This is a genomic window from Streptomyces sp. NPDC085937 (genome assembly GCF_044540535.1).
Taxonomy (GTDB): domain Bacteria; phylum Actinomycetota; class Actinomycetes; order Streptomycetales; family Streptomycetaceae; genus Streptomyces.
In genome coordinates this window covers 19,674-45,509 of record NZ_JBITSH010000019.1, presented here as the reverse complement: position 1 = coordinate 45,509, position 25,836 = coordinate 19,674, and the positions used below count along the sequence as shown (strand labels likewise).

At 71.9% G+C, this 25,836-nt stretch carries 27 protein-coding genes; 7 read left to right on the top strand and 20 right to left on the bottom strand.

From position 1 onward, the window contains the following. Positions 1–55 precede the first annotated feature (55 nt). The 3 genes from smc to ACIF8S_RS29985 all read right to left on the bottom strand — a co-directional run bounded on the left by smc (position 56) and on the right by ACIF8S_RS29985 (position 4,828). Positions 56–3,667, bottom strand: coding sequence for a chromosome segregation protein SMC (gene smc / locus ACIF8S_RS29995; RefSeq protein ID WP_400003297.1), 3,612 nt, complete (start codon positions 3,665–3,667; stop codon positions 56–58). 297 nt (positions 3,668–3,964) lie between these two features. Beyond that, positions 3,965–4,168, bottom strand: a complete 204-nt coding sequence (locus ACIF8S_RS29990) for a hypothetical protein (protein WP_006130460.1) — start codon at positions 4,166–4,168, stop codon at positions 3,965–3,967. Positions 4,169–4,546: 378 nt separating this feature from the next. Next, complete coding sequence (locus ACIF8S_RS29985; protein ID WP_349791891.1) at positions 4,547–4,828, bottom strand: acylphosphatase; 282 nt, start codon at positions 4,826–4,828, stop codon at positions 4,547–4,549. A 175-nt stretch (positions 4,829–5,003) separates the two neighbouring features. Here ACIF8S_RS29985 and ACIF8S_RS29980 point away from each other — a divergent pair, with 175 nt between their 5' ends. Both ACIF8S_RS29980 and ACIF8S_RS29975 read left to right on the top strand, forming a co-directional pair. Continuing rightward, the gene (locus tag ACIF8S_RS29980) at positions 5,004–6,359 is read left to right on the top strand and encodes a CAP domain-containing protein (protein WP_400003294.1); all 1,356 of its coding nucleotides are present in this window, start codon (positions 5,004–5,006) and stop codon (positions 6,357–6,359) included. Positions 6,360–6,618: 259 nt separating this feature from the next. Next, positions 6,619–7,020, top strand: coding sequence for a winged helix-turn-helix transcriptional regulator (locus tag ACIF8S_RS29975; protein WP_400003293.1), 402 nt, complete (start codon positions 6,619–6,621; stop codon positions 7,018–7,020). Here ACIF8S_RS29975 and mutM read toward each other — a convergent pair. From mutM to ACIF8S_RS29930, 9 genes are all read right to left on the bottom strand, one after another. Further along, entirely contained in the window at positions 6,993–7,877 is an 885-nt protein-coding gene (gene mutM / locus ACIF8S_RS29970; RefSeq protein WP_400003291.1) for a bifunctional DNA-formamidopyrimidine glycosylase/DNA-(apurinic or apyrimidinic site) lyase, read from the bottom strand. The genes ACIF8S_RS29975 and mutM overlap by 28 nt on opposite strands. A gap of 86 nt (positions 7,878–7,963) precedes the next feature. Then, positions 7,964–8,782 carry a ribonuclease III gene (gene rnc / locus ACIF8S_RS29965; protein ID WP_400003385.1) on the bottom strand — a complete coding sequence of 273 codons (819 nt, stop codon included), beginning with the start codon at positions 8,780–8,782 and terminating at the stop codon, positions 7,964–7,966. A 19-nt stretch (positions 8,783–8,801) separates the two neighbouring features. Beyond that, positions 8,802–8,975, bottom strand: coding sequence for a 50S ribosomal protein L32 (gene rpmF, locus ACIF8S_RS29960; protein WP_003951102.1), 174 nt, complete (start codon positions 8,973–8,975; stop codon positions 8,802–8,804). Between the two features lie 2 nt (positions 8,976–8,977). Beyond that, entirely contained in the window at positions 8,978–9,622 is a 645-nt protein-coding gene (locus ACIF8S_RS29955; RefSeq protein ID WP_400003289.1) for a YceD family protein, read from the bottom strand. Between the two features lie 130 nt (positions 9,623–9,752). Further along, a complete protein-coding gene (locus ACIF8S_RS29950) occupies positions 9,753–10,856 on the bottom strand; it encodes an ATP synthase F0 subunit B (protein WP_400003287.1) in 1,104 nt (367 codons plus the stop codon). Between the two features lie 113 nt (positions 10,857–10,969). Continuing rightward, positions 10,970–11,449, bottom strand: coding sequence for a pantetheine-phosphate adenylyltransferase (gene coaD / locus ACIF8S_RS29945; RefSeq protein WP_400003384.1), 480 nt, complete (start codon positions 11,447–11,449; stop codon positions 10,970–10,972). A 26-nt stretch (positions 11,450–11,475) separates the two neighbouring features. Then, the gene (gene rsmD / locus ACIF8S_RS29940) at positions 11,476–12,063 is read right to left on the bottom strand and encodes a 16S rRNA (guanine(966)-N(2))-methyltransferase RsmD (protein ID WP_400003285.1); all 588 of its coding nucleotides are present in this window, start codon (positions 12,061–12,063) and stop codon (positions 11,476–11,478) included. 64 nt (positions 12,064–12,127) lie between these two features. Continuing rightward, entirely contained in the window at positions 12,128–14,329 is a 2,202-nt protein-coding gene (recG, locus tag ACIF8S_RS29935) for an ATP-dependent DNA helicase RecG (protein WP_400003283.1), read from the bottom strand. Between the two features lie 86 nt (positions 14,330–14,415). After that, positions 14,416–16,134, bottom strand: coding sequence for a DAK2 domain-containing protein (locus ACIF8S_RS29930; RefSeq protein ID WP_400003281.1), 1,719 nt, complete (start codon positions 16,132–16,134; stop codon positions 14,416–14,418). Positions 16,135–16,403: 269 nt separating this feature from the next. Between ACIF8S_RS29930 and rpmB the strand changes: the two genes are divergently transcribed. Further along, the gene (rpmB, locus tag ACIF8S_RS29925; RefSeq protein WP_003993230.1) at positions 16,404–16,589 is read left to right on the top strand and encodes a 50S ribosomal protein L28; all 186 of its coding nucleotides are present in this window, start codon (positions 16,404–16,406) and stop codon (positions 16,587–16,589) included. A gap of 417 nt (positions 16,590–17,006) precedes the next feature. Here rpmB and thiD read toward each other — a convergent pair whose 3' ends face one another. Both thiD and ACIF8S_RS29915 read right to left on the bottom strand, forming a co-directional pair. Beyond that, positions 17,007–17,810 carry a bifunctional hydroxymethylpyrimidine kinase/phosphomethylpyrimidine kinase gene (gene thiD / locus ACIF8S_RS29920; protein ID WP_400003280.1) on the bottom strand — a complete coding sequence of 268 codons (804 nt, stop codon included), beginning with the start codon at positions 17,808–17,810 and terminating at the stop codon, positions 17,007–17,009. Continuing rightward, positions 17,807–18,772: a thiamine-phosphate kinase gene (locus ACIF8S_RS29915; protein ID WP_024887931.1), complete on the bottom strand. Its 966-nt coding sequence runs from the start codon at positions 18,770–18,772 to the stop codon at positions 17,807–17,809. Before ACIF8S_RS29915 ends, thiD begins: the two co-directional genes overlap by 4 nt. Before the next feature lie 206 nt (positions 18,773–18,978). Between ACIF8S_RS29915 and ACIF8S_RS29910 the strand changes: the two genes are divergently transcribed. Both ACIF8S_RS29910 and ACIF8S_RS29905 read left to right on the top strand, forming a co-directional pair. After that, positions 18,979–19,212, top strand: a complete 234-nt coding sequence (locus ACIF8S_RS29910; protein ID WP_004983019.1) for an Lrp/AsnC family transcriptional regulator — start codon at positions 18,979–18,981, stop codon at positions 19,210–19,212. Positions 19,213–19,232: 20 nt separating this feature from the next. Next, the gene (locus ACIF8S_RS29905) at positions 19,233–19,733 is read left to right on the top strand and encodes a DUF3515 domain-containing protein (protein WP_349791916.1); all 501 of its coding nucleotides are present in this window, start codon (positions 19,233–19,235) and stop codon (positions 19,731–19,733) included. 16 nt (positions 19,734–19,749) lie between these two features. Here the strand turns inward: ACIF8S_RS29905 and ACIF8S_RS29900 are convergent, their stop codons facing one another. The 3 genes from ACIF8S_RS29900 to ACIF8S_RS29890 all read right to left on the bottom strand — a co-directional run bounded on the left by ACIF8S_RS29900 (position 19,750) and on the right by ACIF8S_RS29890 (position 22,845). Next, a complete protein-coding gene (locus ACIF8S_RS29900; protein WP_400003278.1) occupies positions 19,750–20,907 on the bottom strand; it encodes a D-alanine--D-alanine ligase family protein in 1,158 nt (385 codons plus the stop codon). Positions 20,908–21,022: 115 nt separating this feature from the next. Beyond that, complete coding sequence (locus ACIF8S_RS29895) at positions 21,023–22,033, bottom strand: NAD(P)H-dependent glycerol-3-phosphate dehydrogenase (protein WP_400003277.1); 1,011 nt, start codon at positions 22,031–22,033, stop codon at positions 21,023–21,025. Then, positions 22,030–22,845 (bottom strand): lysophospholipid acyltransferase family protein, encoded by an 816-nt coding sequence (locus ACIF8S_RS29890; RefSeq protein ID WP_400003275.1) that lies wholly within the window; start codon positions 22,843–22,845, stop codon positions 22,030–22,032. The genes ACIF8S_RS29895 and ACIF8S_RS29890 overlap by 4 nt, the downstream gene beginning before the upstream one ends. Before the next feature lie 174 nt (positions 22,846–23,019). Here ACIF8S_RS29890 and cofC point away from each other — a divergent pair, with 174 nt between their 5' ends. Together cofC and ACIF8S_RS29880 are read left to right on the top strand one after the other, a co-directional pair. After that, on the top strand, positions 23,020–23,658 hold the full coding sequence (gene cofC, locus ACIF8S_RS29885; RefSeq protein WP_400003273.1) for a 2-phospho-L-lactate guanylyltransferase: 639 nt from the start codon (positions 23,020–23,022) through the stop codon (positions 23,656–23,658). Positions 23,659–23,667: 9 nt separating this feature from the next. Continuing rightward, positions 23,668–23,871 (top strand): hypothetical protein, encoded by a 204-nt coding sequence (locus tag ACIF8S_RS29880; protein WP_400003271.1) that lies wholly within the window; start codon positions 23,668–23,670, stop codon positions 23,869–23,871. Between the two features lie 99 nt (positions 23,872–23,970). Here the strand turns inward: ACIF8S_RS29880 and ACIF8S_RS29875 are convergent, their stop codons facing one another. The 3 genes from ACIF8S_RS29875 to leuD form a co-directional block, all read right to left on the bottom strand. Continuing rightward, on the bottom strand, positions 23,971–24,594 hold the full coding sequence (locus tag ACIF8S_RS29875) for an HU family DNA-binding protein (RefSeq protein ID WP_400003270.1): 624 nt from the start codon (positions 24,592–24,594) through the stop codon (positions 23,971–23,973). Between the two features lie 136 nt (positions 24,595–24,730). Continuing rightward, positions 24,731–24,961: a hypothetical protein gene (locus tag ACIF8S_RS29870; RefSeq protein ID WP_400003268.1), complete on the bottom strand. Its 231-nt coding sequence runs from the start codon at positions 24,959–24,961 to the stop codon at positions 24,731–24,733. A 278-nt stretch (positions 24,962–25,239) separates the two neighbouring features. After that, positions 25,240–25,833 carry a 3-isopropylmalate dehydratase small subunit gene (gene leuD, locus ACIF8S_RS29865; RefSeq protein WP_400003266.1) on the bottom strand — a complete coding sequence of 198 codons (594 nt, stop codon included), beginning with the start codon at positions 25,831–25,833 and terminating at the stop codon, positions 25,240–25,242. Positions 25,834–25,836: the final 3 nt, after the last annotated feature.

Below are 25,836 nucleotides of genomic sequence, written 5' to 3'. Positions count from 1 at the left end.
CAGGAGCCTGACGCGAGCCGAGAAAGTGTTCACATGTTGAAGAACTTGAGCCGCTTCAGCGGAGTCGCTGGCTGATGACCTTCGACACGCCGTCGCCCTGCATGGAGACGCCGTAGAGCGCGTCGGCGACCTCCATGGTGCGCTTCTGGTGAGTGATCACGATCAGCTGGGAGGCTTCCTGGAGCTCCTGCATGATCCGGATCAGCCGCTGGAGGTTGGTGTCGTCGAGCGCGGCCTCGACCTCGTCCATCACGTAGAACGGGCTGGGGCGCGCCTTGAAGATCGACACGAGCAGCGCCACGGCGGTCAGGGAGCGTTCGCCGCCCGACAGCAGCGACAGCCGCTTGACCTTCTTGCCGGGCGGACGCGCCTCGACGTCCACACCCGTGGTGAGCATGTTGTCGGGGTCGGTCAGCACCAGGCGCCCCTCCCCGCCCGGGAAGAGCCGGGAGAAGACGCCTTCGAACTCCCGGGCGGTGTCCCGGTAGGCCTCGGTGAAGACCTGCTCGACGCGTTCGTCGACCTCCTTGACGACCTGGAGCAGGTCCGCGCGGGTCTTCTTCAGGTCCTCCAGCTGCTCGCTGAGGAACTGGTGGCGTTCCTCCAGCGCCGCGAACTCCTCCAGGGCGAGCGGGTTCACCTTGCCGAGCTGCTGGTAGGCGCGCTCGGCCGCCTTCAGGCGCTTCTCCTGCTCGGCCCGTACGAAGGGGCGGGGCCTGTTGCGCGGGTGCTCCGGGTCCTCCGGCAGCTGCTCGCCCTCGGCGGGGGGCGAGGGCGGCACCAGCTGGTGCGGTCCGTACTCCGCCACCAGCCCCGCCGGTTCGACACCCAGTTCCTCCAGCGCCTTCGCCTCCAGCTGCTCCATCCGCAGCCGCTTCTCCGCTCCTAGTACCTCGCCTCGGTGAACCGAATCCGTCAACTTGTCGAGGTCCGCCTTGAGATCGCGTCCCTCGGTACGGGCGCGGGCGAGTTCCTCCTCGCGGCGGGCCTTGGCGGCCTCCGCCGCGGCGCGCTCCTCGGCGGCGCGGGCCAGGGACACCTCGACGTGCGCCAGCAGCTGGCGGGCGCCCGCAGCGACGGCGCCGGCCACCTCCGCCTCGTGGCGCAGACGGGCCCTGCGCCGCTCCGCACGCGCGCGTGCCTCGCGTTCCGCGCGGGCGGCCCGGTCCAGGGAGTCGGCCCGTCCGGCCAGCCCCTTCACCCGCTCCTCGTGCGTACGGACCTGGAGGCGGGCCTCCATCTCGGTCTGGCGGGCGTTGGCCCCGTCCGCGGCGAGCCGGTCACGTACGGCGGTGTCGGGCTCCTCCTCGAACGGCATCTCCTCGGCGGTCTCGAGCCGCTCGGCGAGTTCCTCGGCGTCGGCGAGCGCCTTGTCCAGGGCCTCCTGCGCCCGGGCGGCGGCGGCCCCGGCCCGCTCCGCCTCGCCCGCGGCGCCCCGGGCCTGGCCGGCGAGCCGCCCCAGCTGCTGGGCGACGGTGGACTTCTCCCGGTCGGCGGCCCGCCGCCGCTCCCCCAGTTCCTCGACGAGGGCCGCGCACTCGCGGCGCCGGTGGGCCGCCTCCTGCTGTGCCCCGGCCAGCTCCTCGCAGCGCACCGCGAGCTCCTCCAGCTCGGCGGCGGCCTCGTCGACGGACGCCTGCACCTCCAGCAGGCTGGGGGCGCCGGCCGAACCGCCCTGAGCAAAGTGGGCGCCGAGCAGGTCTCCCTCGGCGGTGACGGCGGTGAGGGAGGGGCGGGCGTGGACGAGTTCCTCGGCGTCCTCGAGGGTGGCGACGACGACGATGCCGTTCAGCAGCCGAAGCACGGCCGGCATGAGGTCGTCGGGGCCGCTGACCAGGCGCTCCGCGGGGAGGGAGGTTTCGGAGGGACCGGCGGGTGCGGGTGCGTCGGGGCTGGGCGCGCAGTTCCCCTCGCCCCTGGGCGTGGTCTCGCCTGCGGCTTCGGAAGACGGGCTTGTCACCAGGAGGGCGGCCCGGCCCGCGTCCTGTTTGCGCAGCAGCCGGATCGCGTCGGCCGCCGCGGACGGGGTGGTGACCGCCAGGGCGTCCGCGGCCGCGCCGAACGCGGCGGCGAGGGCCACCTCGTGGCCGGGCGACACGGTCAGCAGTTCCGCGGCCGGTCCGAGCAGTCCGTGCAGGCGGTCCTTCGCCTCCAGCAGCGCCCCGCTGCCGTCCTTGCGGCGCAGGCCGAGCGCCAGCGCCTCGTGGCGTGCCTGGGTCGCGGCACGTTTCCGCTCCGCGGCGGTGGCCACCTCGCGTGCGGCGGTGAGGGCGGCCTCGGCCTCGGCGAGCCCGTGTTTGGCCTCCTCGTGCCGCTCGGCGAGTTCCGCGTCCCCCGCGTCGAGGCCGTCGACCTCCGCCTTGAGGGTCTCGTACTCCTCCTGGGCGGCGGCGGCCCGCTGCTGGGCCTCGTCCCGGGCGGCGGCCAGCCGCTCGATCTCGGCCTGGGCGGCGGCGGCCCGTGAACGGGCGGCGCCCACCTGTCCCTTGAGCCGGGCGAGCCCTTCGCGCCGGTCCGCGATGGCGCGGGCGACGTCCTTCAGTCGCCGTTCCTCCTGTGCCAGCTCGCGCTCCAGTTCGGCGCGGTGGGCGACGGTGTCCTCCAGAGCGCGTTCGGCCGCCTCCAGGGCGGCCTCCAGTTCGGCCTCCTGCTCACGGACGCGGGCGGCCTCACGCTCCATGTCCTCGGGGTCCCGGCCGCGCCGTTCCTCGGGGGGCGCGGAGGTGGCGCTCTTCACGCGCGCGTCGGCGAGGGAGATGGTGCCGCGCACCCGTTCGGCGAGCTGGGAGAGCTCGTACCAGGTCTGCTGCGCGTTCTGCAGCCGCGGGGTGAGCCGGCGTACCTCGTCCTCCAGGAGGGCCTCGCGCTGGAGGGCCTTCCTCAGGTCGGCCTCGGCGGCCTCCTTGCGCTCCTTGAGAGCGGCCTCGTCGGCGATCTCGGCCTGGAGAGCCTCACGCAGCTTCAGGAGGTCGTCGGCGAGGAGACGCAGGCGCGCGTCACGCAGGTCGGCCTGGATGACGGCGGCCCGGCGGGCGACGGCGGCCTGCCGGCCGAGGGGCTTGAGCTGCCGGCGGAGCTCGTCGGTGAGGTCCTGCACGCGCGCGAGGTTGGCCTGCATCGCGTCCAGCTTGCGCAGCGCCTTCTCCTTGCGCTTGCGGTGCTTGAGGACGCCGGCCGCCTCCTCGATGAAGGCGCGGCGGCCCATGGGGTCGGCGTGCAGGACCGAGTCGAGCTGGCCCTGGCCGACGATGACGTGCATCTCACGGCCGATGCCGGAGTCGGAGAGGAGTTCCTGGATGTCCAGGAGGCGGCAGGTGTCTCCGTTGATCTGGTATTCGCTGCCGCCGTTGCGGAACATGATCCGCGTGATGGTGACCTCGGCGTACTCGATGGGCAGGGCGCCGTCGGAGTTGTCGATGGTCAGTGACACCTCGGCGCGGCCCAGCGGCGGGCGGCCGGTGGTGCCGGCGAAGATGACGTCCTCCATCTTGCCGCCGCGCAGCGACTTGGCGCCCTGCTCGCCCATGACCCAGCTGAGCGCGTCCACCACGTTGGACTTGCCCGAGCCGTTCGGACCGACGACGCAGGTGATCCCCGGCTCGAACCGGAGCGTGGTCGCGGAGGCGAACGACTTGAAGCCGCGGAGGGTCAGGGCCTTGAGGTGCACGCCGTCGGACTCTACCCGGCGGGCATGTCTCACTCCATGAGCGCGCGGTTTCGCGGGTGAACGCGCAGGGCATGCCAGACGTTAAGACGGTGAAAGGGTGCGCGGGACAGATACTTCGCCCCGCGCGGGGGTCGCGAAGTGGCCGCGGGAGTGCACAGCGCGTGCGGTGCGGGTGTCCGGGACGCGGAGGAGAAAGAAAGAAGGGACGCCGGAGCGTCCCTTGCAGTTCTGACTGCCTGGCGTGTGGTGACGGGCAAGCCCGACCACTGCGCTGCTGTTCGTGGAGCGATGCAGTGATCAGGTGAGCGCAGGCTCCGCCTGGTGTGCGTCAACGCTCTCCATGATCCTGTCGTGAGAAGCGGCAGCCTTCAGGGCGTCCTTCTCGGCCTGGATCCGTACGAGCTCGGATTCCAGGTCCTGGACGCGCTGCTGGAGCCGTCGCATCTCGGCGAGGAGTCGCGGGTCGGAGCCGCCGACGTAACCGAGAAGCGCCTTTGCCATGATGGATGGTCCTCCACAATGAGTGACCGACCGATGCGGTGTGGGTCGTGAGGGATTCGCACCCGCGGTGCTTGGCAGGCCTGGAGTTGTACTGCCGTTCAGCCATGCCAAACAGCTAAGGTGCGCGGGGCTTTCAGCGTCTCACCAAAAAGTTTGAGGGTCAACACGATCACGCCCCGTATTGGCGGACAACCGGGTGCGCACGGCCGGGAAGCGGCGGCGTCGCGATCCTCACGGGTCCTCGGGACGTGGCGATCATCTTGGCGGGCGACGCCCGCGGTGGCAAGCCGTCCTCCTCAATCACCAGGAGTTTTTCCCCGCTGACGGGCTGCGACAGCAGGCGAGGGAGTGCGCCTGCCGACCGGCCGGGCGGGCCCGTCAGCGGATCGCAAAGCCGTCGTAGCCGCCGCGAGGTGTGTCCCAGATCTCGGTCACTCCGTCCACGCGCCCGGGCGTGTCGCCCGCCTGGAGCCACTCCAGCAGACCTTCGCAGTGGTCACGGGGGCCCTCGGCCACCACCTGCACCCTGCCGTCACCCAGATTGAGGGCGAAGCCCCGCAGGCCGCCGATCTCCAGCGCCTTGGCCCGGGTGAACCAGCGGAAGCCCACTCCCTGGACATGTCCGCGCACCCAGGCGACCAGTCGCACATCCTCGCTCATGCCTGCAACCTAACCGGACAAAGTCACACCGGGCACTCCGCCCCCTGGCGCCATGCGGTAGCGTCCCCACCCATGAATCTCATATGAAACTCACTCCTTCGTGTGAGTTTCGTGATCATTGAGTTTCGGGCTGGTCGCGAGACGAGTCGACCGCAAGGACGAGGAAGGCCACGACATGGGACGCCACCGACGCTCCGACGCCGGCCGCGCCGCCACGAGCCGCGACGCCGGGGTCACTCACCACGACGGCTTCTTCGGTGAAGGCCAGGACCCGCTCGGCGCCGGAACCGACGGCCCGCCCACGATGGGCACCGCGCCGTATCTGAACCCCGAGGCCTACGCGGAGACGTACGCCCGCAGCGAGGCGTACCTGTACGCGACGGAGGGTGCCCCGTCCCCGGCCGGCGGCACCGGCTTCCCCCGGGGCGGTTTCCCCGAGGCCGCCCCCGCCCCGTCCCCCGCGCCCGCCCCGGAGCACCGGCCCGGTCCCGGCGCGTACGCGTACGCCGGTGAAACGGCCGGCCGTCCCCCGGTGGGCGGCGCCTTCCCTGGCCCCCGCACCGCCGAGTACGACTTCGCGGCGCACTCGTTCGCCGCCGACCCGCTCCCCGACCTCGACGCGACCCCGCGCCGCCGCCCGGCCCGTACCGCCCAGACGTCCTCCGTCGCCGCCGACGACCGGCCCGGCAGCGGGCACCGGCGCAAGAAGAAGGCCGCGACGCCGGTCCGCACGGGGCTGCTGGGCGTGTCCGCCGCGGTGGCGCTCGGTACGGTCGCGGTGGCCACCGGTGCGGTGCCCGGGCTGGAGAACTACAAGCTCGGCGGCGACCGCGCCTCCAGCGACGAGGTCCAGGCCGGCGGCGTGGCGACCAACCTGCCGACCGAGCAGGGCGGCACGTCCGGATCCGTCGAGACGCCCGGCCGGGACGCCGGCACCCCGGCGAGCCGCGACGGCGGGCGCTCCGTGTCCCCGAAGCCCTCCCCGTCGGCGCCGTCCGCCTCGACCGCGCCGACGAAGGCACCCGAGAAGGGTCCGGAGAAGACCGAGTCCGCGGCCGCGCCGGAGAAGACCGAGGAGGAGGCGCCGGCCCGCAAGGCGACGCCGGAGCCCGAGCGGAGGGCCGGCAACCAGGGCAAGGGCCCGGTCTCGGCCGAGGTCGCCGCCGGCGCGGAGGTGCTGAGGCTGGTCAACGCGGAGCGGGCCAAGGTGGGCTGCAGCCCGGTCACCACGGACAACGCGCTCGCCGCACTGGCCACCGCCTTCAGTGACGACATGGCCGACCGCGGCTTCTTCGACCACACGGACCCCGACGGCGACACCCCGTGGGACCGGGCCCAGGCGGCCGGCATAGCCAACCTCGGCGGCGAGAACATAGCCCGGGGCCAGGCGGACGCCGAGGCGGTCATGGAGGCCTGGATGAACAGCCCGGGCCACAAGGCGAACATCCTGAACTGCGATTTCAAGACCCTGGGCGTAGGCGTCCACATGGGCCCGGGCGGCCCTTGGTGGACCCAGAACTTCGGCTACTGAGAAGGTCGGCCACCGCAGGCCCCTGGGGGAACACGCGTGTGACCGGGCCGCCTAAGGACCACCGCATTCCTACGGCACCCTCTCCGTGTCGGAGCTTCTACCCGTCGCCGCCTCAGGCGCACGGGCGCCCGGACGGGGATCGAACGCCGCGCGAAGACCACCCACCGGCTGACCTTCGCGCGGAGGGATGCACGGTGCCACGCTTACCCATAGTTAGCGCGGCGCCTAGGTAAGCGCTGCTCTGAAGTACGCTGGTTTCATGACGACCGTGCAGTCGGCCCCTGCGGACCGGGACCTTCCCTTCGACGTGTTCGCCAAGTCCTGCCCCTCCCGCGTCACGCTGGAGCATGTGACCGGGCGCTGGGGGGCGCTGACCCTCGGCGCGCTGTACGAGGGCTCGCTGCGCTTCAACGAGCTGCGGCGACGGGTCGACGGCGTCAGCGAGAAGATGCTGTCGCAGACCCTGCACGCGCTGGAGCGCGACGGCCTGGTGCACCGCGAGGCCCAGCTGACCAACCCGCCCCGGGTGGACTACGAGCTGACCCCGCTCGGCCGCGAGGTGGCCGGACAACTGCTGGTCCTCATCCACCTCCTGGAGGACCGCATGGACACCGTCCTCGAGGCCCGTGAGAGCTACGACACGGCGCGCGGCGCCCGCTGACACCTCGGGCAGAAGTAGCTGGAGCGGTTCATCCACGCCCGCCGGCGCACCGGTGTCCCGCAGCGGCGGCAGGGCAGACCCTCGCGGCCGTACGCGTCCAGGGACCGGTCGAAGTAGCCGGACTCCCCGTTGACGTTGACGTAGAGGCTGTCGAAGCTGGTACCGCCGGCGACGAGGGCCGCGTTCATCACGTCCCGGACGTGGCCCAGCAGCTGCAGGGTGCGGGGGCGGGTGAAGCCGGCCGTCGGGCGCTCGTAGTGGATGCGGGCCCGCCACAGCGCCTCGTCGGCGTAGATGTTGCCGACGCCGCTGATCAGCGACTGGTCGAGCAGCGCCCGCTTGATGGTGGTCCGCTTGCGGCGCAGGGCCTGGTGGAAGGCCTCCTCGTCGAACAGCGGGTCGAGCGGGTCCCGGGCGATGTGCGCGATGACGTCGGGCAGTCCGTCGGGGGTGTTGTCGTGCAGCGACAGACCGCCGAAGGTCCGCTGGTCGACGAAGCGCAGCTCGGTGTCCCCGGCCGGGCCGGCGTCCGGTGACTGCGGCTCGGTGAAGCGGACGCGGATCCGCAGGTGCTTCTCGTCCGGCGCCGCGTGCGGCTGCATCAGCAGCTGGCCGCTCATGCCGAGGTGGGCCAGCACCGACTGGTCGGTGTCCTCCAGCGGCAGCCACAGGTACTTCCCGCGACGGCGCGGGACGCCGATGCGGTGGCCCTTCAGCCGGTGGACGAAGTCGTCGGCGCCGGCGAGGTGACGGCGTACCGCGCGCGGGTGCAGGACCTCGGCGTCGGCGACGGTCCGGTGGGCGACCCACCGCTCGAGACCGCGCCGTACGACCTCGACCTCGGGCAGCTCGGGCATGGCGTCCCCTCCCAGGACCGGTGGAACGTGCACCGAGCGCCCGCCCCGGGTGCGGGGACGGGCGCTCGGGTCGTGCGTGTACTACGTCAGGCGGAGGCCGACGGGGCGTCGGCGCTCCTGCCGGAGGCTTCGGCCTCGGCGGCCTGGACGACCTGTTCGGCCTCCTGAGCCGCCTTGGCCCGCTCGTCCGCCGCGGCCCGGATGGACCGCCACGCGGACTCGGCGGCTTGCTGCTCCGCCTCCTTCTTGCTGCGGCCGGTGCCGGTGCCGTACGAGACGCCTCCGACGCGGGCGGCAGCAGTGAAGGTCTTCTCATGGTCGGGGCCGGTCTCCGTGACCAGGTACTCGGGAACACCGAGCCCCTCGGTCGCGGTGAGCTCCTGGAGACTGGTCTTCCAGTCCAGGCCGGCTCCCAGGTTCGAAGACTTCTCGATCAGCGGGTCGAACAGACGGTGCACCAGCTCCGCCGCCGATTCCAGGCCCTGGTCGAGGTAGACAGCACCGATCACCGCTTCCAGGGTGTCGGCGAGGATGGACGCCTTGTCCCGGCCGCCCGTTCCCTCTTCACCACGGCCCAGCCGGATGAAGGAGCCGAGGTCGAGCCCGCGGCCCACCTCCGCCAGCGCACGCGAGTTGACCACCGCGGCCCGCAGCTTGGCCAGCTGGCCTTCGGGCAGGTCGGGGTGGGTGCGGTACAGCGTGTCGGTGACGACGAGGCCGAGCACGGAGTCCCCGAGGAACTCCAGCCGCTCGTTCGTCGGCAGACCGCCGTTCTCGTACGCGTAGGAACGATGGGTCAGCGCACGCACCAGAAGGGCGGACTCGACCTGGTAGCCGAGCCGCCCTTCCAGAAGCGTGTGGGACGAGGCCTGGTTGTCCGCAGAGTTTTTCTTCGGCGTGGACACAGTGCCTCTCACCAGCCGCTCAGACCTCGAGGACCTGGCGCTTGTTGTAAGTGCCGCAAGACGGGCACGCGATGTGCTGCTGCTTGGGCTCGTGGCAGCGCTCGCACGCAACCAGGGTGGGGACCGCAGCCTTCCACTGCGACCGGCGGTGGCGCGTGTTGCTGCGCGACATCTTCCGCTTCGGAACAGCCACGGCTACTTCTCCTGCTTCTCGTCGACGCCTGCGTCGGCGCCGCTCATCTCGTCCTTCTCGCCGTCCTTCATGGTGCCGGCGAGTCCCTGCAATGCCGCCCAACGGATGTCGACGGCGTCGTGGTGGTGGTCCGGGTCGTCCGCCAGCCGCACTCCGCACTCGGAGCACAGACCCGGGCAGTCTTCCTGGCACACCGGCTGCATCGGCAGTGCGAGCACCACCGCATCACGCAGCACCGGCTCGAGGTCGAACAAGCCGTCCTCGAGGAAGAGCCTGTCCTCGTCGTCCTCGGCGTCGTCGCCCGGTTCCGCGGTCACGCGGCCCCGGTCGTCGGCGTCAGGGTACGAGAACATCTCCTGGTAGTCCGCTTCGAGCTCCAGCTCGACCGGCTCCAGACACCTTACGCACTCCCCCTTGGCCTTGGCACGGGCGGTGCCTGTGACGAGCACACCTTCCATGACCGACTCGAGCCGAAGTTCGAGCTCCACCGGGGCGCCTTCCGGCACTCCGACGACTCCCTGGATCCCGAGATCCCTCGGAGCGTCGACCGTACGGGTCAGGCGCTGCAGCGCACCGGGCCGCCTCCCCAGCTCGTGCGTGTCGAACACGAGGGGGTTGCGGTGGTCGAGGCGGGCGTTCAGAGCCATTCCTGCTTTCGATCTTCGAGCTCAGAGTGGGGGGCTGCCGTCCGGTGCTTCCCGGGCAGCGTGGATCGCGGTCATACGCGCGACCGAAGAGCCAGGATACTGGACCTTCCGCTCTCGTCCCAATCCGGGCCTACAGGCCCCGCTCGCGCTGGTACGCCTCGAGCTGTTCGGGCGTGATCATGCTGGTGTCGAAGAGGCTCGTCTCGTCCAGCGTGTAGCCCTGCTGCGTCTGCTGCCCGTGCTGGGCCTGCTGCGCCTGCTGGGCGGCATGGGAGTGGTCGTAGGCCTGCTGGGAGCCGTCGTAGCCCTGGTAGGCGGCGTACGGGTCGGCCTGGGCGTAGCCGGCGGCGGTCTGCGCGTACGGGTCCTGGGCGCCGCCGTACTGCTGCTGGTAGCCCGCGTAGGGGTCCGGCTGCTGCTGGTAGCCGTAGGCGGGTTCGGGCTGGGCGTACGGCTGGGTCTGCGGCTGCGGCGGCTGCTGCTGCGGCTCGGGCTGCCTGGCCGGGGCGTCCTGCTCGGCCAGCGCGGCCAGGTCGGCGAGGTAGTCGGCGTCGCTGGAGTGGCGGACGGTCGTGGTGTCGTCGGCGAGCGCGCCCAGGTCGTCGGTGGCGATCCGGCCGTGCAGCTTCTGCCGGCCCCGGCCGACGGCCTCCAGGGTCTTGGCGAGCACCGCCTCGAACGCGCCGAGCTTGACGTCGACGTACTCGTCGGCGGTACGGCGCAGGGTCTCGGGGTCGTGGCTGCGCTCCGGGGCGTCCTCGTCCTCGTAACCCTGCTCGTCGAGGCCGGGACCGGTGCCGAGCAGCTTCTCGCGGCCGCGGCCGACGGAACCGAGCGTCTTGGTGAGGACGACCTCGAAGTTGGCGAGCTTGGAGTCGACGTAGTCGTCGGCCTCCGCGCGGATCTCCTCGGCCTCCTTGCGGGCCTCGGCGAGGATCCGGTCGGCCTCGGCCTGGGAGCGGCGGGCGACCTCGGTGTCGGCGACCAGCGTGCCGCGCTGGGCGTGCGCCTCGGAGATGATCCGCTCGGCCTCCTGGCGGGCCTGCTCGACCATCTGCGCCTGGCCGCCGATCAACTCCTCGGCCTGCGCCAGCGAGTCGGGCAGCGCCGCGCGTACCTCGTCGAGCATGGCGAGCAGTTCGGCGCGGTTGACCACGCACGACGCCGACATGGGCATCGACCGGGCACTGGAGACCGAGGCGACGATCTCGTCGAGCTTCTTCTGCACGTCCACCGTGTGCTCGCCACTCTCTACAGCTGTGTTGGAGACGGACGGGACGACTGTACGGCCACGGGGCGTCCGGTGGACACCGGACGGCTCCCGCGCCCGCGGCGCTCCGGCCGGGGTCAGGCCTGCCGCAGGCGTTCGGTGAGCCGCGTCAGGACCTCGGCGGGCACCAGGTGGGAGACGTCCCCGCCCCAGGCGGCGACCTCCTTGACGAGCGAGGAGGACAGGAAGCTGTAGGTGGGGTTGGTGGGGACGAAGAGGGTCTCCACGCCCGAGAGGCCGTTGTTCATCTGGGCCATCTGCAGCTCGTAGTCGAAGTCGCTCACCGCGCGCAGTCCTTTGACGATCGCGGGGATGTCGCGCTGCTTGCAGAAGTCGACGAGCAGGCCGTGGAAGGCCTCGACCCTGACGTTGCCGTACTCGGCGGTGACGGTGCGGATCAGGTCGATCCGCTCCTCGATCTCGAACAGGCCCTTCTTGGACTTGTTGATCATCACCGCGACGTAGACCTCGTCGTACAGCCGGGAGGCCCGGGCGATGATGTCGAGGTGTCCGTTGGTGATCGGGTCGAACGACCCGGGACATACGGCGCGGCGCACTGGTGATCCCTCGCTCTCCGGTCCGGTCATCGTGCGTCTTCGCACGTAGAGGCGGCGCGACCGTACCAAAACGTTCCCTCGCCGTAACGACGGGCCCGGATGGCCTCGAAACCCGGCGGGAAGCCGAATTCTCCGCCTCTGGTGCTGCGCTCCACGGTGACGAGGGCGTCGTCGGTGAGCCACCCCCCGGTGCGGAGTGTGAGCAGGATCTCGCGGAGATCGTCGTCGGAGACGGCGTAGGGCGGGTCCAGGAAGACGAGGTCGTACGGCTGCTCCGGGGGCGCCGTACGGACGATCTGTTCCGCTTTGCCGGATCTCACCTCGGCGCCGGGGAGCCCGAGCGACTTCACGTTCTCCCGGACGGTGCGCGCCGCGCGGGCGTCGGCCTCGACGAACAGGACGTGCCCGGCGCCGCGTGACAGGGCCTCCAGGCCGACGGCGCCGGAGCCGGCGTACAGGTCGAGGACGCGTTCCCCGTCGAGCGGGCCGCCGAGCAGCGACTGCCAGGTGGAGAAGAGGCCTTCGCGCGCCCGGTCGGAGGTGGGGCGGGTGCCCTGTCCCGGCGGGACGGCCAGGCGGCGTCCGCCGGCCACGCCGGCGATCACGCGAGTCATGTCCTCGGTCCTTGTCCGTGAGTACGGGTCGGTGTGTGCGGGCCGGTGGCCGTGTCCCAGTCTGTCAGCCCTTCTCCAGGTACTGCTCCCGCTCCTCGTCCAGCAGCGCGTCCAGGGCCGTGCGCAGGGCGGGCAGGCGCTCCAGGTCCGGGTCGGCGGCGACGACCCTGGTGGCCTCCTCGCGGGCCTCGGCGATGACCTCCTCGTCCTCGATGACGGCGAGCATGCGCAGGCTGGACCGGGTGCCGGACTGGGCCTGGCCCAGCACGTCGCCCTCGCGGCGCTGTTCGAGGTCGACGCGCGAGAGCTCGAAGCCGTCGAGGGTGGAGGCGACGGCGTTCAGCCGCTGGCGGGCGGCGCTCGCCTCGGGCATCTCGCTCACCAGCAGGCACAGGCCGGGGGCCGAGCCGCGGCCGACGCGGCCGCGCAGCTGGTGCAGCTGGGAGACGCCGAAGCGGTCGGCGTCCATGATCACCATCACGGTGGCGTTCGGTACGTTGACGCCTACCTCGATGACGGTGGTGGCCACCAGCACGTCGGCCTCGCCCGCGGCGAACCGGCGCATCACGGCGTCCTTGTCGTCGGGCTGCATCCTGCCGTGCAGGACCTCGACGCGCAGTCCGGCCAGCGGGCCCCGAGCGAGCTGCTCCGCGATGTCCAGGACGGCGAGCGGGGGCCGCTTCTCGGCCTCGTCCTCCGGCGTCCTCTTCTTCGCCTTGGCCCCGTCCTCCTCGTCACCGATGCGGGGGCAGACCACGTAGGCCTGGTGGCCCTTCCCCACCTCCTCGCGCACCCGCTCCCACGCGCGGGCGAGGAAGTGCGGCTTGTCGGCGGCCGGGACGACATGGCTGGCGATGGGGGAACGCCCGGCCGGGAGCTGGTCCAGGACGGAGGTCTCCAGATCGCCGAAGACGGTCATGGCGACCGTGCGCGGGATGGGGGTGGCGGTCATGACCAGCAGGTGCGGCGGCTGCTTGCCCTTGCCGCGCAGGGCGTCGCGCTGCTCGACGCCGAAGCGGTGCTGCTCGTCGACGACCACCAGTCCGAGGTCGTGGAACTGCACCTTGTCCTCGATCAGCGCGTGCGTGCCGATGACGACGCCGGCCTCGCCGGTGGCCAGGTCGAGCAGGGCGTGGCGGCGCGCGGCGGCCCCCATGGAGCCGGTGAGCAGGGCCACCTTGGTGGCGCTCTCCGCGCCGCCGAGCATGCCGCCCTCGGCCAGCTCCCCCATCATCTCGGTGATCGAGCGGTGGTGCTGCTGGGCGAGCACCTCGGTGGGCGCGAGCATCGCCGCCTGGCCGCCCGCGTCGACGACGGCGAGCATGGCACGCAGGGCGACCAGGGTCTTGCCGGAGCCGACCTCGCCCTGGAGCAGGCGGTGCATGGGGTGGTCGGTGGCGAGGTCGGCGAAGATCTCCTCGGAGACCTTGCGCTGGCCCTCGGTGAGGGTGAAGGGCAGCCGGTCGTCGAAGGCGGCGAGGATTCCGTCCGGCCGTGGGCGGCGGGGTACGGCGGGGAGCTGGGCGTCGGCGTACCTGCGGCGGGCGAGGGCGACCTGGAGGACGAACGCCTCGTCCCACTTGAGGCGGGCGCGGGCGTCCTCGATGTCGGCCTTGGTGTGCGGGCGGTGGATCTTCAGCAGCGCCTCGGGCAGCGGGACCAGGCCGCGGCCCTCGCGCAGCGACTCGGGCAGCGGGTCGGCGGCCTCCTGGGCGCTGGGCAGCACCGTCTGCAGTGCCTTGCCGATCTTCCAGGACTCCAGCTTGGCGGTGGCGGGGTAGATCGGGATGAGCGCGCCCGCCCAGGTCTCCACCGTCTCCTCGGCGTCCCCGCGCAGCAACTCGTAGGCTGGGTGGGCAAGTTGGAGGCGGCGGTTGAAGACGGAGACCTTACCGGCGAACATCGCGCGGGTGCCCGGCAGGAGTTCCTTGTGCGGCTTGTGGACACCGGCGCCGAAGAAGACCAGTTGCAGCCGGCCGCTGCCGTCGGTGATCGTCACCTCCAGGCGCTGCCCCTTGCCGCGCGGGGCGCGGCTGGAGGCGAAGGTGTGCAGCCGGGCGTCGGCGACCTGCGCGACCACGGTGACGTGCTCGTCCATGGGGAGGTCGGCGAGGTGCGTGAGCTGGCCCCGCTCCTCGTACCGGCGCGGGTAGTGGTGCAGGAGGTCGCCGACGGTGTGCAGGCCGAGGTGCTCGGCCATCACCTTGGCGGTGGCGGGGCCGAGCACTTTCTTCAGTGGTTCGTCCAGTGCGGGCACGGCATCCATTGGACACCACCGCACTGACAGAGCGTGGACCGCGGGTCACCGGCGCCGGTGGCGCGTCGGGCGGCGGCCCCCGGGTCGCTCGGCCGTCACTCGACCCCGATGAGGAGGACGGCGCCCTGCCTGCCGCCGTGGTAGACGACCGTGTCGACGGCCAGGTATCCCTCGCGGACGCGGGCCTCCAGGCGTTCGGCGACCGACTCGGGGGCGCCGTCGCCGAGCACCAGGGTGACCAGTTCCCCGCCCGCCGCCAGCATGCGGTCCAGGACCGCTTCGGCGGTGGCCGTGAGGTCCTGGCCGATGACGGCCACGTCACCGTCGACCAGACCGAGGACGTCGCCGGCCTGGCAGATGCCCGCCATGGTCCAGGACTGCCGTTCGGCGACGGTGACCTCGGCGTAGCGGGTGGCGCCGGCCGCCGAGGTCATCGCGACCACGTCCTCGTCGAAGCGGCGCTCCGGCTCGTGCACCGCCAGCGCCGCTATGCCCTGGACCGCGGAACGGGTGGGGATGAGGGCCACCCGGATCCCCTCGCCCCGCACCTGCTCGGCCGCCGCGGCGGCGGTGTGGCGCAGGTCGGCGTCGTTGGGCAGCAGCACCACCTCGCGCGCGTGGGCGCGCCGTACGGCCTGGACGAGCTCCCCGCTCGCGGGCGGCTCGCCCGGCCGTGCCAGTACGGCGGTGGCGCCGGCCTCCGCGTACAGCCCGGCCAGGCCCTCGCCGGGCACCACGGCGACGACGGCCCGCTGGACGCGCTCCCCCCGTGTCCGCTCGGCATGGGGGGCGTGCGCGTCCCCGGCGCCGAAGTGGGTGATCCGGATGCGGTACGGCCGTCCCGCCTCGACGCCCGCCTCCACGGCGGCGCCGGCGTCGTCGACGTGCACATGGACGTTCCACAGGCCGTCGCCGCCGACCACGACGAGGGAGTCGCCGAGGGCGTCGAGCCGTTTCCGCAGGCGCGCGACGGCCGCGTCCTCGGCCTCCAGCAGGTAGATCACCTCGAAGGCGGGGCTCCCGTCGCGCGCTCCGGTGTCGCCGTCCTCGCAGGGGGCGGACGTGCCGTGGGCCGCCTCGCCGGGCTCCACGCGCGCGTGCGGTCCGGGGACGGCGGCGCGTCCGGCGGTCGTGCGGGGCGTCCGGCCGGTGAGCGTCTCCACCAGCGCCGCGAGCACCGTCACCAGTCCGCGTCCGCCCGCGTCGACGACGCCCGCGCGTCGCAGGACGTCCAGCCGGTCCGGGGTCTCGGCCAGTGCCGCGCGGGCGCCCTCGTAGGCGGCGCGGGCCACCTCTCCGCAGTCGCGGTCCGCCGCGCCGGCCGCGGTCGCGGCGGCGTCGGCGGCGGCCGACGCGACGGTGAGGACCGTGCCCTCGACCGGGTGCGCCACCGCCTGCCGGGCGGAGTCGGCCGCGTGCCGCAGGGCGCGGCCCAGGCCGGGACCGTCGGCGTGCGCCGGGGCGTCGTCGGAGGCCAGCACCTGGGCCATCCCGCGCAGCAGCTGGGCGAGGATCGTGCCGGAGTTCCCGCGGGCGCCGATCAGCGCGCCGTGCGCCATGGCCCGTACCGCGTCGGCCATGGCCGGGCCGGGCTCCGCTCCCCCACCGGCCTCGTGACCGGCGAACACCGCCTCCACGGCCGTCGCGGCCGACTCCAGCGTCAGATAGAGATTGGTCCCGGTGTCGCCGTCCGCCACGGGATAGACGTTGATCGCGTCGATCTCCTCCCGGGCCCGTCCCAGCGCGTCGAGCGCGAGACCGCACCAGGCACGCACCGCGAGAGCATCGAAGAATGTCTGCGGCACCTGCGGCACCTGCGCCTCCTTGAGCTGCTGGACGTGGCACGCAGCGTAGACCGTGGGCCCCTGCCCACCGGAAGAGGGCCGCAGGCGGGCCCGTGAGCTGGCATGCTAGTTTCGTTCTACGGGTGCAGCCGTTGTATGCTGCTCCGGTTGCCCGATCCGATCGGGCGTCTCCCACCCTGGCAACGCCACTCAGATCCGCCGGACTCCTCGAGTCCTGGATCTGGATCCCGGCCTGCCGGGATCAACCGTAAGTGCATCTGAAGTCTTTGGAGTGACCCGTGGCTGCCAACTGCGACGTCTGCGGCAAGGGGCCGGGCTTCGGCAACAACATCTCGCACTCGCACCGCCGTACGTCCCGCCGCTGGAACCCGAACATCCAGCGTGTGCGTACCGTGGTCGGCGGGACGCCGAAGCGCGTGAACGCCTGCACCTCGTGCATCAAGGCCGGCAAGGTCTCGCGCTGACGCATTCGCTGAGCGCGCGGCCACAGCCGGTATCGCCGCAACCAGCCGGTCCGCCTCGGGGTGGACCGGCTTTTTGCTGTGCGCGGCGGCGCGGCGACCTGACGGCCGGCCGACCGACGGCGGGATCGAGCACCGGTTCGCGGTGAGCGCGCCGAAGGCCGACGGCGAGGTACCTGTCGGCTCCGCCCGGAATCCGACCGGAGTGCCGTCGGCCACAGCGGAACGGCCCCCGCACGGCGGGCGGACGCGTGGGCCGGTGGCCGGCAGGGCCCTTCGGGCGGCTGCCCCGCGCCCCGCGCGCGCTCACCTCGCCGCGACCGCTGTCGGCCCCGCTCATGCTCGGCGGCCCGAGTGCCCCGGACCACAACGGCACGGCATGCGAACGCCCGGGTCCGTAGCGGACAGGCCCTCGTGTGACTACCCCGCGTCGTCCCCGCGCAGTGCCCACCCGTGGTGCACCGGGCCTATCCCTCCGCCCAGGGCGAAGCCCGAGGTCAGTGCTCCGGTGACGTAGGTCTTCGCCGCCGTGACCGCCTCGGGGACCGTGTGGCCCTTGGCCAGGTACGAGGCGATCGCCGACGCCAGCGTGCAGCCCGTGCCGTGGGTGTGGCGGTTGTCGTGCCTGGGGGCGCGCAGCCAGTGTTCCTCGGACCCGTCGGTGAGCAGATCCACCGCGTCACCGGACAGATGGCCGCCCTTGATCACCACCCAGCGCGGCCCGAACTCCAGCATCGCGGCGGCGGCCCGCCGCATGTCCCGCTCCGAGCCCACCCGCACGCCCGTGAGTTGCCCCACCTCGTCCAGGTTCGGGGTGGCCACGAGCGCCACCGGCAGCAGCTTCGTGCGGACGGAGTCCAGCGCGGACGCCGCCAGCAGCGCGTCGCCGTGCTTGGAGACCCCCACCGGGTCGACCACGGCCGGCGCGTCGGTGCCGGCGAGCAAGTCGGCGACGGCCTCCACGAGTTCGGCCGAGGCCAGCATGCCGGTCTTGACCGCCTGCACCCCGATGTCGTCGACCACGCTGCGGTACTGGGCCCGCACCGCCTCCACGGGGAGCTCCCAGGCGCCCTGCACGCCCAGGGAGTTCTGCGCGGTCACCGCGGTGAGCACGCTCATCCCGTGCACGCCGAGCGCCAGCATCGTCTTCAGGTCGGCCTGAATGCCGGCTCCCCCGCCGGAGTCGGAGCCGGCCACCGTCAGCACCCGGGGCGGGGCGCTCATGACTCGATGTCCCCGAAGTGGTCCCAGCCGCCCTGGCTGGTCCAGGGCGCCCCGTCCACCGTGACCTGCGGCAGCGCGGACGGGTTGAGCACCTCACCGATGACCTTCCAGCGGGCGGGGAGCTTCACGTCCGGCGGGAAGGTCGCCACGATCGCGTGGTCCTCGCCGCCGGTCAGCACCCACTGCATGGGGTCGACACCGACGGCCTGCCCGATGTCGTTCATCTGCGAGGGGATGTCGATCGCGCCGGAGCGGATGTCGATGCGGACCTTGCTGGCCTCGGCGATGTGCCCGAGGTCGGCGATCAGGCCGTCGCTGACGTCGCACATGGCGGTCGCGCCCAGACCGGCGGCGGCCGGGCCCGCGTGGTACGGCGGCTCGGGACGCCGGTGGGCCTCGACGAAGGCGCGCGGGGAGCGGAAGCCGCGGGAGAGCACCGCGTGCCCGGCCGCGGACCAGCCGAGCCAGCCGGTGACGGCGACGATGTCGCCGGGCTGCGCCCCGCCGCGCGTGACCGGTTCCTGGTTGCGCAGGTCGCCGAGCGCGGTGATGGACACCGTGATGGTGTCGCCCCGCACGACGTCCCCGCCGACGACCGCGGCGCCGGCCACCTGGCACTCGTCGCGCAGTCCGTCCATCAGTTCGCTGGGCCAGGTCACCGGCAGTTCGGCGGGCACGACCAGGCCGAGCAGCAGGGCGGTCGGCACGGCGCCCATGGCGGCGATGTCGGCGAGGTTCTGGGCGGCGGCCTTGCGGCCGACGTCGTAGGCCGTGGACCAGTCGCGGCGGAAATGACGGCCCTCGACCAGGACGTCGGTGCTGGCCACGACCCTGCGGTCGGGTGCGGAGACCACCGCGGCGTCGTCGCCGGGGCCGACCCGGACCGCCGGGGTGGTGGTGAGACGGGAGGTGAGCTCCCTGATGAGCCCGAACTCCCCTAGCTCACCAACAGTGCCCTTCATTTCCCTTTCGCCCCTTCTATCACTGTCCGTGCCCGGTCGCGGGTCGTCCGAGTCCTCGCTACGGTCGAACTGACCGTCAACTTCTCCCGTGCCTGTACCCCGGCGCGCAAGCCCCGGTTCCCGCAGGTCTCCCCGCGACGAGCGGCGACGCGATACCGTGGCGTTCCTTTTCCCCACATGATCCTCGTGGCCGCCCTGGAGGTTCCGTGGTACAGGCGTACATCCTGATCCAGACGGAGGTCGGCAAGGCGTCGACCGTCGCCGATCTGATCGGCAAGATCCCTGGAGTCGTCCAGGCCGAGGACGTGACGGGTCCCTATGACGTCATCGTGCGCGCCCAGGCCGACACCGTCGACGACCTGGGCCGCATGGTGGTGGCCAAGGTCCAGCAGGTGGACGGCATCACCCGCACCCTGACCTGCCCGGTCGTCCATCTGTAGCCCCCGTCTACCCTGTGTCGGTGAACTCCTTCCGTCACCGGCACGCCGTTTGCTCCGCGCTCGCGGTGCTGATCACCGCCGCGGGCTGCTCCTCAGCAGACGACAGCGCGTCCACGGCGGTTCCCAGCCCGGACGCGAAGGTCACCGAGCTGTGTCAGAACCTGGACGAGGTCCTGCCGGCGACGGTGGACGGTGAGAGTCGCGACGATCCCGAACCCGCGTCCGAACTGACCGCGGGCTGGGGCGGCGTGGCGATCATACTGCGGTGCGGTGTGGAGCGGCCCCCGAAGATGGCCGATCCCAAGGTGGCCAACGGACAGGACGCCGACGCGGTGCCGGGCGGCGTGAACGGCGTCGACTGGCTGATGGAGAAGCGGGACGACGGCGTCTACCGCTTCACCACCGCCAACCGCGAGGCGTATGTCGAGGTCAGGGTGTCCGACGGGCGCGACAGCACGGGCGTGCTGATCGATCTGGCCCCGGCCGTGAAGAAGGCGATCCCCGAGGGGATCGCCTCCTGACGCGTGCGGGTCGCGCTCAGCGCAGCCCGGTGGAGCGGCGCAGCGCCGCCTCGATGAGGAGGTCGACGAGCTCCTGGTAGCTCACGCCGGTCGCCTGCCACATCTGCGGGTACATCGAGATGGGCGTGAAGCCGGGCATGGTGTTGATCTCGTTGATCACGAACTCGCCGTCCTCGGTGAGGAAGAAGTCCGCGCGGACCAGACCCTCGCAGGACGCCGCGTCGAACGCTTCGACCGCGAGCCGGCGCACCTCGGCCGTCTCCTCGTCGGTCAGCGGCGCGGGCACCACGCCGGGCGTGGAGTCGATGTACTTGGCCTCGAAGTCGTAGTACGCGTGCGTGTCCGGCGGCGGGATCTCGGCGGGCAGCGAGGCGCGCGGCCCGTCCTCGAACTCCAGCACGCCGCACTCGATCTCGCGCCCGCGCAGCGTCGCCTCGACGAGGATCTTCGGGTCGTGCCGCTGGGCCTCGGCGACGGCGTCGTCCAGGCCGCCGAGGTCCTCGACCTTGGTGATGCCGATGGACGAACCGGCGCGGGCCGGCTTCACGAACAGCGGCCAGCCGTGCTCACCGGCGAACTCGACGATCCGCCTGCGGGCCGCCGGCTCGTCCTGCGCCCACTCGCGCGGCCGGATCACCAGGTACGGGCCGACCTTCAGCCCGAAGGAGGTGAACACCCGCTTCATGTACTCCTTGTCCTGGCCGACGGCCGAGGAGAGCACACCGGAGCCCACGTAGGGGATGCCGGAGAGTTCGAGCAGACCCTGCAGGGTGCCGTCCTCCCCGTAGGGGCCGTGCAGCACGGGGAAGACCACGTCGACCTCACCGAGTGCCTTGGGCACCGATCCCGGTTCGCTGTACACGACTTCCCGGTCGGCGGGGTCGACGGGGAGCACCACCGCGCCCTCCGCGGACTCGGCCAGCTGGTCGACGCTGGGCGTGCGGCGCTCGGTGATCGCCATGCGGTCCGGTTCGTCGGCGGTGAGCGCCCACCGGCCGTCCTGGGTGATGCCGATCGGCAGGACGTCGTACTTGGTCCGGTCGATGGCCTTGAGGACGGCGCCGGCGGTGACCACGGAGATCCCGTGCTCGGAGCTGCGCCCGCCGAACACGACGGCCACACGCGGCTTGCGCGACGGCGAGTCGGGGCTCTGGGGGAGGTTCTCGGTGCTCATATCGCGACGAGCGTACCCGTTGGCAGGGCCGGGACACAGCGCCCGCAACGCCGTACGTGGGCCGAACGGAGGGGGCCACTGCCCAGTCGCCGCCCGGCCGCCGCCCGGCCGTCGCTCAGCGTCGTTCGGGCTTCGCGCTGCGCGACATCAGCTCCTTGAGAGCCACCTGCGGGGGCTTGCCCTCGTGCACGATCCCGACGACCGTCTCGGTGAGCGGCATGTCCACGTCGTGCCGGCGGGCCAGGTCCAGCACCGACTCGCAGGACTTGACGCCCTCGGCGGTCTGCTTGGTGACCGCGATGGTCTCCTGCAGGGTCAGCCCCTTGCCGAGGTTGGTGCCGAAGGTGTGGTTGCGGGACAGCGGCGAGGAGCAGGTGGCCACCAGGTCGCCCAGGCCCGCGAGTCCGGAGAAGGTCAGCGGGTCCGCGCCGAGCGCGACGCCGAGCCGGGTGGTCTCGGCGAGGCCGCGGGTGATGAGCGAGCCCTTGGTGTTGTCGCCGAGCCCCATGCCGTCCGCGATGCCGACGGCCAGACCGATCACGTTCTTCACCGCACCGCCCAGCTCGCAGCCGATGACGTCGGTGTTGGTGTACGGCCGGAAGTACGGGGTGTGGCAGGCGGTCTGGAGCCGCCGGGCGACCTCTTCGTCGGTGCAGGCGACCACGGCGGCGGCCGGCATCCGGGCGGCGATCTCCCGGGCCAGGTTGGGTCCGGTGACCACGGCGATCCGCTCACGGCCGACCTTGGCGACGTCGTCGATCACCTCGCTCATCCGCATCGCGGAGCCGAGTTCGACGCCCTTCATCAGGGACACCAGCACCGTGCGGGGCGCGAGCAGATCGGTCCACTGGGCGAGGTTGCCGCGCAGCGTCTGCGACGGCACCGCGAGGACGGTGAAGTCGGCGCCGCGCGCGGCCTCGGCGGCGTCCGAGGTGGCCCGCAGGTTCTCGGGGAGTTCGACCCCGGGCAGGTAGTCGGGGTTGGTGCGGGTGGAGTTGACCGCCTCGGCGAGTTCGGGGCGCCGCCCCCACAGCACGACGTCGCAGCCCGCGTCGGCGAGGACCATGCCGAAGGCCGTCCCCCACGATCCGGTGCCGAAGACGGCCGCCTTGACCGGCTTGCTCACGTGCCCAGCCCTTCCTCACGTACGACGGCCCGGTCGTCCCGGGTGCGGTCCTGCCGGGGCGTGCGGTCCTGCCGCTGCTGCCGGTGCGTCCTGCGCCGCTGCTCCAGCCGTTCCTCGCGCGGGTCGTAGGGCGTCTCGGGGGCCTTCTCGCCGCGGAGGTGCTCCAGCTGGCGGGTGACGGCGGCCATGATCACGCCGGTCGCCTCCTTGAGGAGTTCCGGGGTCATCTCCCGGTCGTAGAAGCGCTCGAGGTCCACCGGCGGGCCGGCCAGCACCTTGCTGGTCTTGCGCGGGAACAGGCGCGGCTTCTTGGCGTACGGCGGCAGCAGTTCGTTGGCGCCCCACTGGGCGACGGGGATCACCGGGCACTTGGTCTGCAGCGCCACGCGCGCGGCACCGGTCTTGCCGGTCATCGGCCAGCCGTCCGGGTCCCGGGTGAGGGTGCCCTCGGGGTAGAAGGCGACGCACTCGCCGCGCTCCACGGCGTCGATCGCGGCCCGGAAGGCGCTCAGCGCGTCCGTGCTCTCGCGGTACACGGGGATCTGCCCGGTGCCGCGCATCGCGGCGCCGACGAATCCCTTGCTGAAAAGGCCACTCTTCGCGAGGAATCGCGGAACACGGCCGGTGTTGTACTGGAAGTGCGCGTAGGCCAGAGGATCGATGTGTGAATTGTGGTTCACCGCGGTGATAAATCCACCCTCGGCCGGAATGTTCTCCATTCCGCGCCAGTCCCGCTTGAGCAGTACCACCAGCGGCGGTTTGCAGATCACCGCGGCGAAGCGGTACCAGAAGCCGATTCTGCGGCGCGGCACGAGTACACCTTCCTCTTACGGACGTCAGGCCCAGGTCCCGGCCCCCTCAGGCCCGGCGGGCCGCACAAGTGTCGCCCCGGGCCGCCGGTCTGTCGAGAACACCGTACGCCCGGTCCCCCGGCCCCCGGCCGCCCCGGGTGACAATGGCCGTGACAAGAGAGGGACGCAACACTCGTGCAGTGGACCTTGGTGGTACCCCTGAAGCCCCTGCCGCAGGCCAAGAGCAGGCTGGCGGACACCGCGGACGACGGTCTGCGTCCGGGACTGGCGCTCGCCTTCGCGCAGGACACGGTGGCGGCCGCGCTGGAGTGCGCCGCCGTACGGGATGTGGTGGTCGTCACCAACGACGCCTTGGCCGCCCGTGAGCTGGCCGCGCTGGGCGCCGGGACGGTCCCCGACCAGCCGCGCGCCGGGCTCAACGAGGCGCTGGCCCATGCCGCGGCGGCGGTGGGCGCCGCCCACCGGGCCGGCTCGGTGGCGGCCCTGAACGCCGACCTGCCGGCGCTGCGCCCGGCCGAACTGGCCCGGGTCCTGGACGCGGCGGCGGAATTCCCCCGTTCCTTTCTCCCGGATTCCGCGGAACGCGGTACCACGTTGCTCGCCGCGAGCCGGGGCCGTGAATTGCGTCCGTTCTTCGGTACGGATTCCCGTGCCCGTCACCGGGCGTCCGGCGCGGTGGAACTCACCCTCGACGCCGTCAATTCCGTACGGCAGGACGTGGACACCGGCGCCGATCTGCGGGCCGCGCTGGCGCTGGGCGTCGGTCCTCACACGGCCGCGGTCGCCGCGCGGTTGCCCGCCGGGCAGCAGTAGGCTTCCGGCATGCAGGCCACCACGTACACCTACGACCCCGACAGCCGCAGCGGTCAGGTGCTCCTGGACGACGGCACCCCGGTGCCGTTCGACGCCGCCGCGTTCGACGCGGGCGGGCTGAGGCTGCTGCGTCCGGGGCAGCGGGTGCGGCTGGAGACGGAGGGCGAGGGCGAGTCCCGCCGGATCACGCTGGTGACACTGCAGACGTTCTGAGACTCACGGGGCGGCCCCGGACACACCGCGGGCCGGGCTCCCGGAGGAGTCCGGCCCGACACGTGAGTACCGCTCGGCTCGAAGGGGACGAGACGCCCGCTACTTCTTGCGGGCCGTGGTCTTCTTGGCGGTGGTCTTGCGCGCGGTCGACTTCTTGGCGGGGGCCTTCTTGGCCGTCGCCTTCTTCGCCGGGGCGCTCTTCGCCGTGGTCTTCTTCGCCGTGGCGGTCTTGGCCGTCGCCGTCGTCTTGGCGGGGGCCTTCTTCGCCGTGGTCTTGGCGGCGGCCGTCTTGGTGGTGGTCTTCTTCGCGGCGGTCTTCTTCGCGGTGGCGGCCTTCTTGGCCGTGGTCTTCTTCGCGGCGGCCTTCTTCACCGTCGCCGAAGCGCCGCCGGTCAGGCTGCCCTTGGGCGCCTTCTTGACGGAGACCTCACCGCCGCGCGGCAGCTTCTTCGAGCCGCTGACCAGGTCCTTGAAGCCCTGGCCCGCGCGGAAGCGGGGGACGGAGGTCTTCTTGACCCGAACCCGCTCGCCCGTCTGGGGGTTGCGGGCGTAGCGGGCCGGACGGTCGACCTTCTCGAACGAACCGAAGCCGGTGACCGAGACCCGCTCCCCCGAGACGACCGCGCGGACGATGGCGTCCAGTACGTGGTCGACGGCGTCGGCGGCCTGCTGGCGGCCGCCCACCTTGTCGGCAATCGCTTCTACGAGCTGCGCCTTGTTCACGTCTTCCCCTTCGGAGACATCGCCAGAACGTATGTGTTCAAGCTTTTTCGCACGTTAGGCAGATATATACCGCAAATCAAACACGAAACGGGCTAATCACCCTTGTGCCGCAACGGACTCGGTTGTCCCGGCTGGTTCAGCGTTCCTCTTCGGGGATTCGACCCTCGTCGAGGTCCGCCGTGAACCGCTCCAGACGCCTTGCCGCATCGGCGAGATCGTGTTTGGCCGCGGCCGTAATGACCAGCAGCTTCCGGGTCAGCGCCATCCGTACGCCCTCCGGGACTTGCAGTGCGCGCACCCTCGAGTGCGCTTCCTTGAGCTGGACCGCGACCGCCGTATAGAGCTGGAGTTGGCCGTCGTGTTCCATGCACAGATTGTGCCATCTGGGGCGAGTTGTCGCCTGCGCAGGGGGCAACTGCCACGCCGGACGGCTTTCCGTACACACCCGGGATGCACGGGCGCGTGACACGTGTACCCGGGCAACAACCTTCTTAACTTGGCAAGTTGACGGCACTCAAGAGGACGCGCGGAGCCGAACGGGTGCGGAGACGGCCGTACCCCCGATCGGTCCGATCGGGGGTACGGGAGGGGTGATCCGGTGGCCGAAAGTCGACGTGAAGGCGAGGACTTCGGCCGCGCACGGGGTCAGGCGGTGAGCGTCCGCGGCTTGAACGACGGGCGCTTCGCCTCGTACGCGGCGATGTCCGCCTCGTTCCGCAGCGTGATGGAGATGTCGTCGAGCCCGTTCAGCAGCCGCCAGCGGGAGTTCTCGTCCAGCTCGAAGGGGGCGGTGACGCCCTCGGCGCGCACCTCACGCGCCTCGAGGTCGACGGTGATCTCCGTGGCCGGGTCGGACTCGGTGAGCTCCCACAGCGCGTCCACGGTCTTCTGGTCGAGGACCACCGTCAGCAGGCCGTTCTTCAGCGAGTTGCCGCGGAAGATGTCGGCGAAGCGGGAGGAGATCACGGCCTTGAAGCCGTAGTTCTGCAGCGCCCAGACGGCGTGCTCGCGGGACGAGCCGGTGCCGAAGTCGGGCCCGGCGACCAGCACCGTGGCGCCCGCGCGCTCGGGGCGGTTGAGGACGAACTCCGGGTCCTTGCGCCAGGCCTCGAACAGCCCGTCCTCGAAGCCGTCCCGGGTCACCTTCTTGAGCCAGTGGGCCGGAATGATCTGGTCGGTGTCGACGTTGCTGCGGCGCAGCGGGACGGCCCGGCCGGTGTGGGTGGTGAATGCTTCCATGAC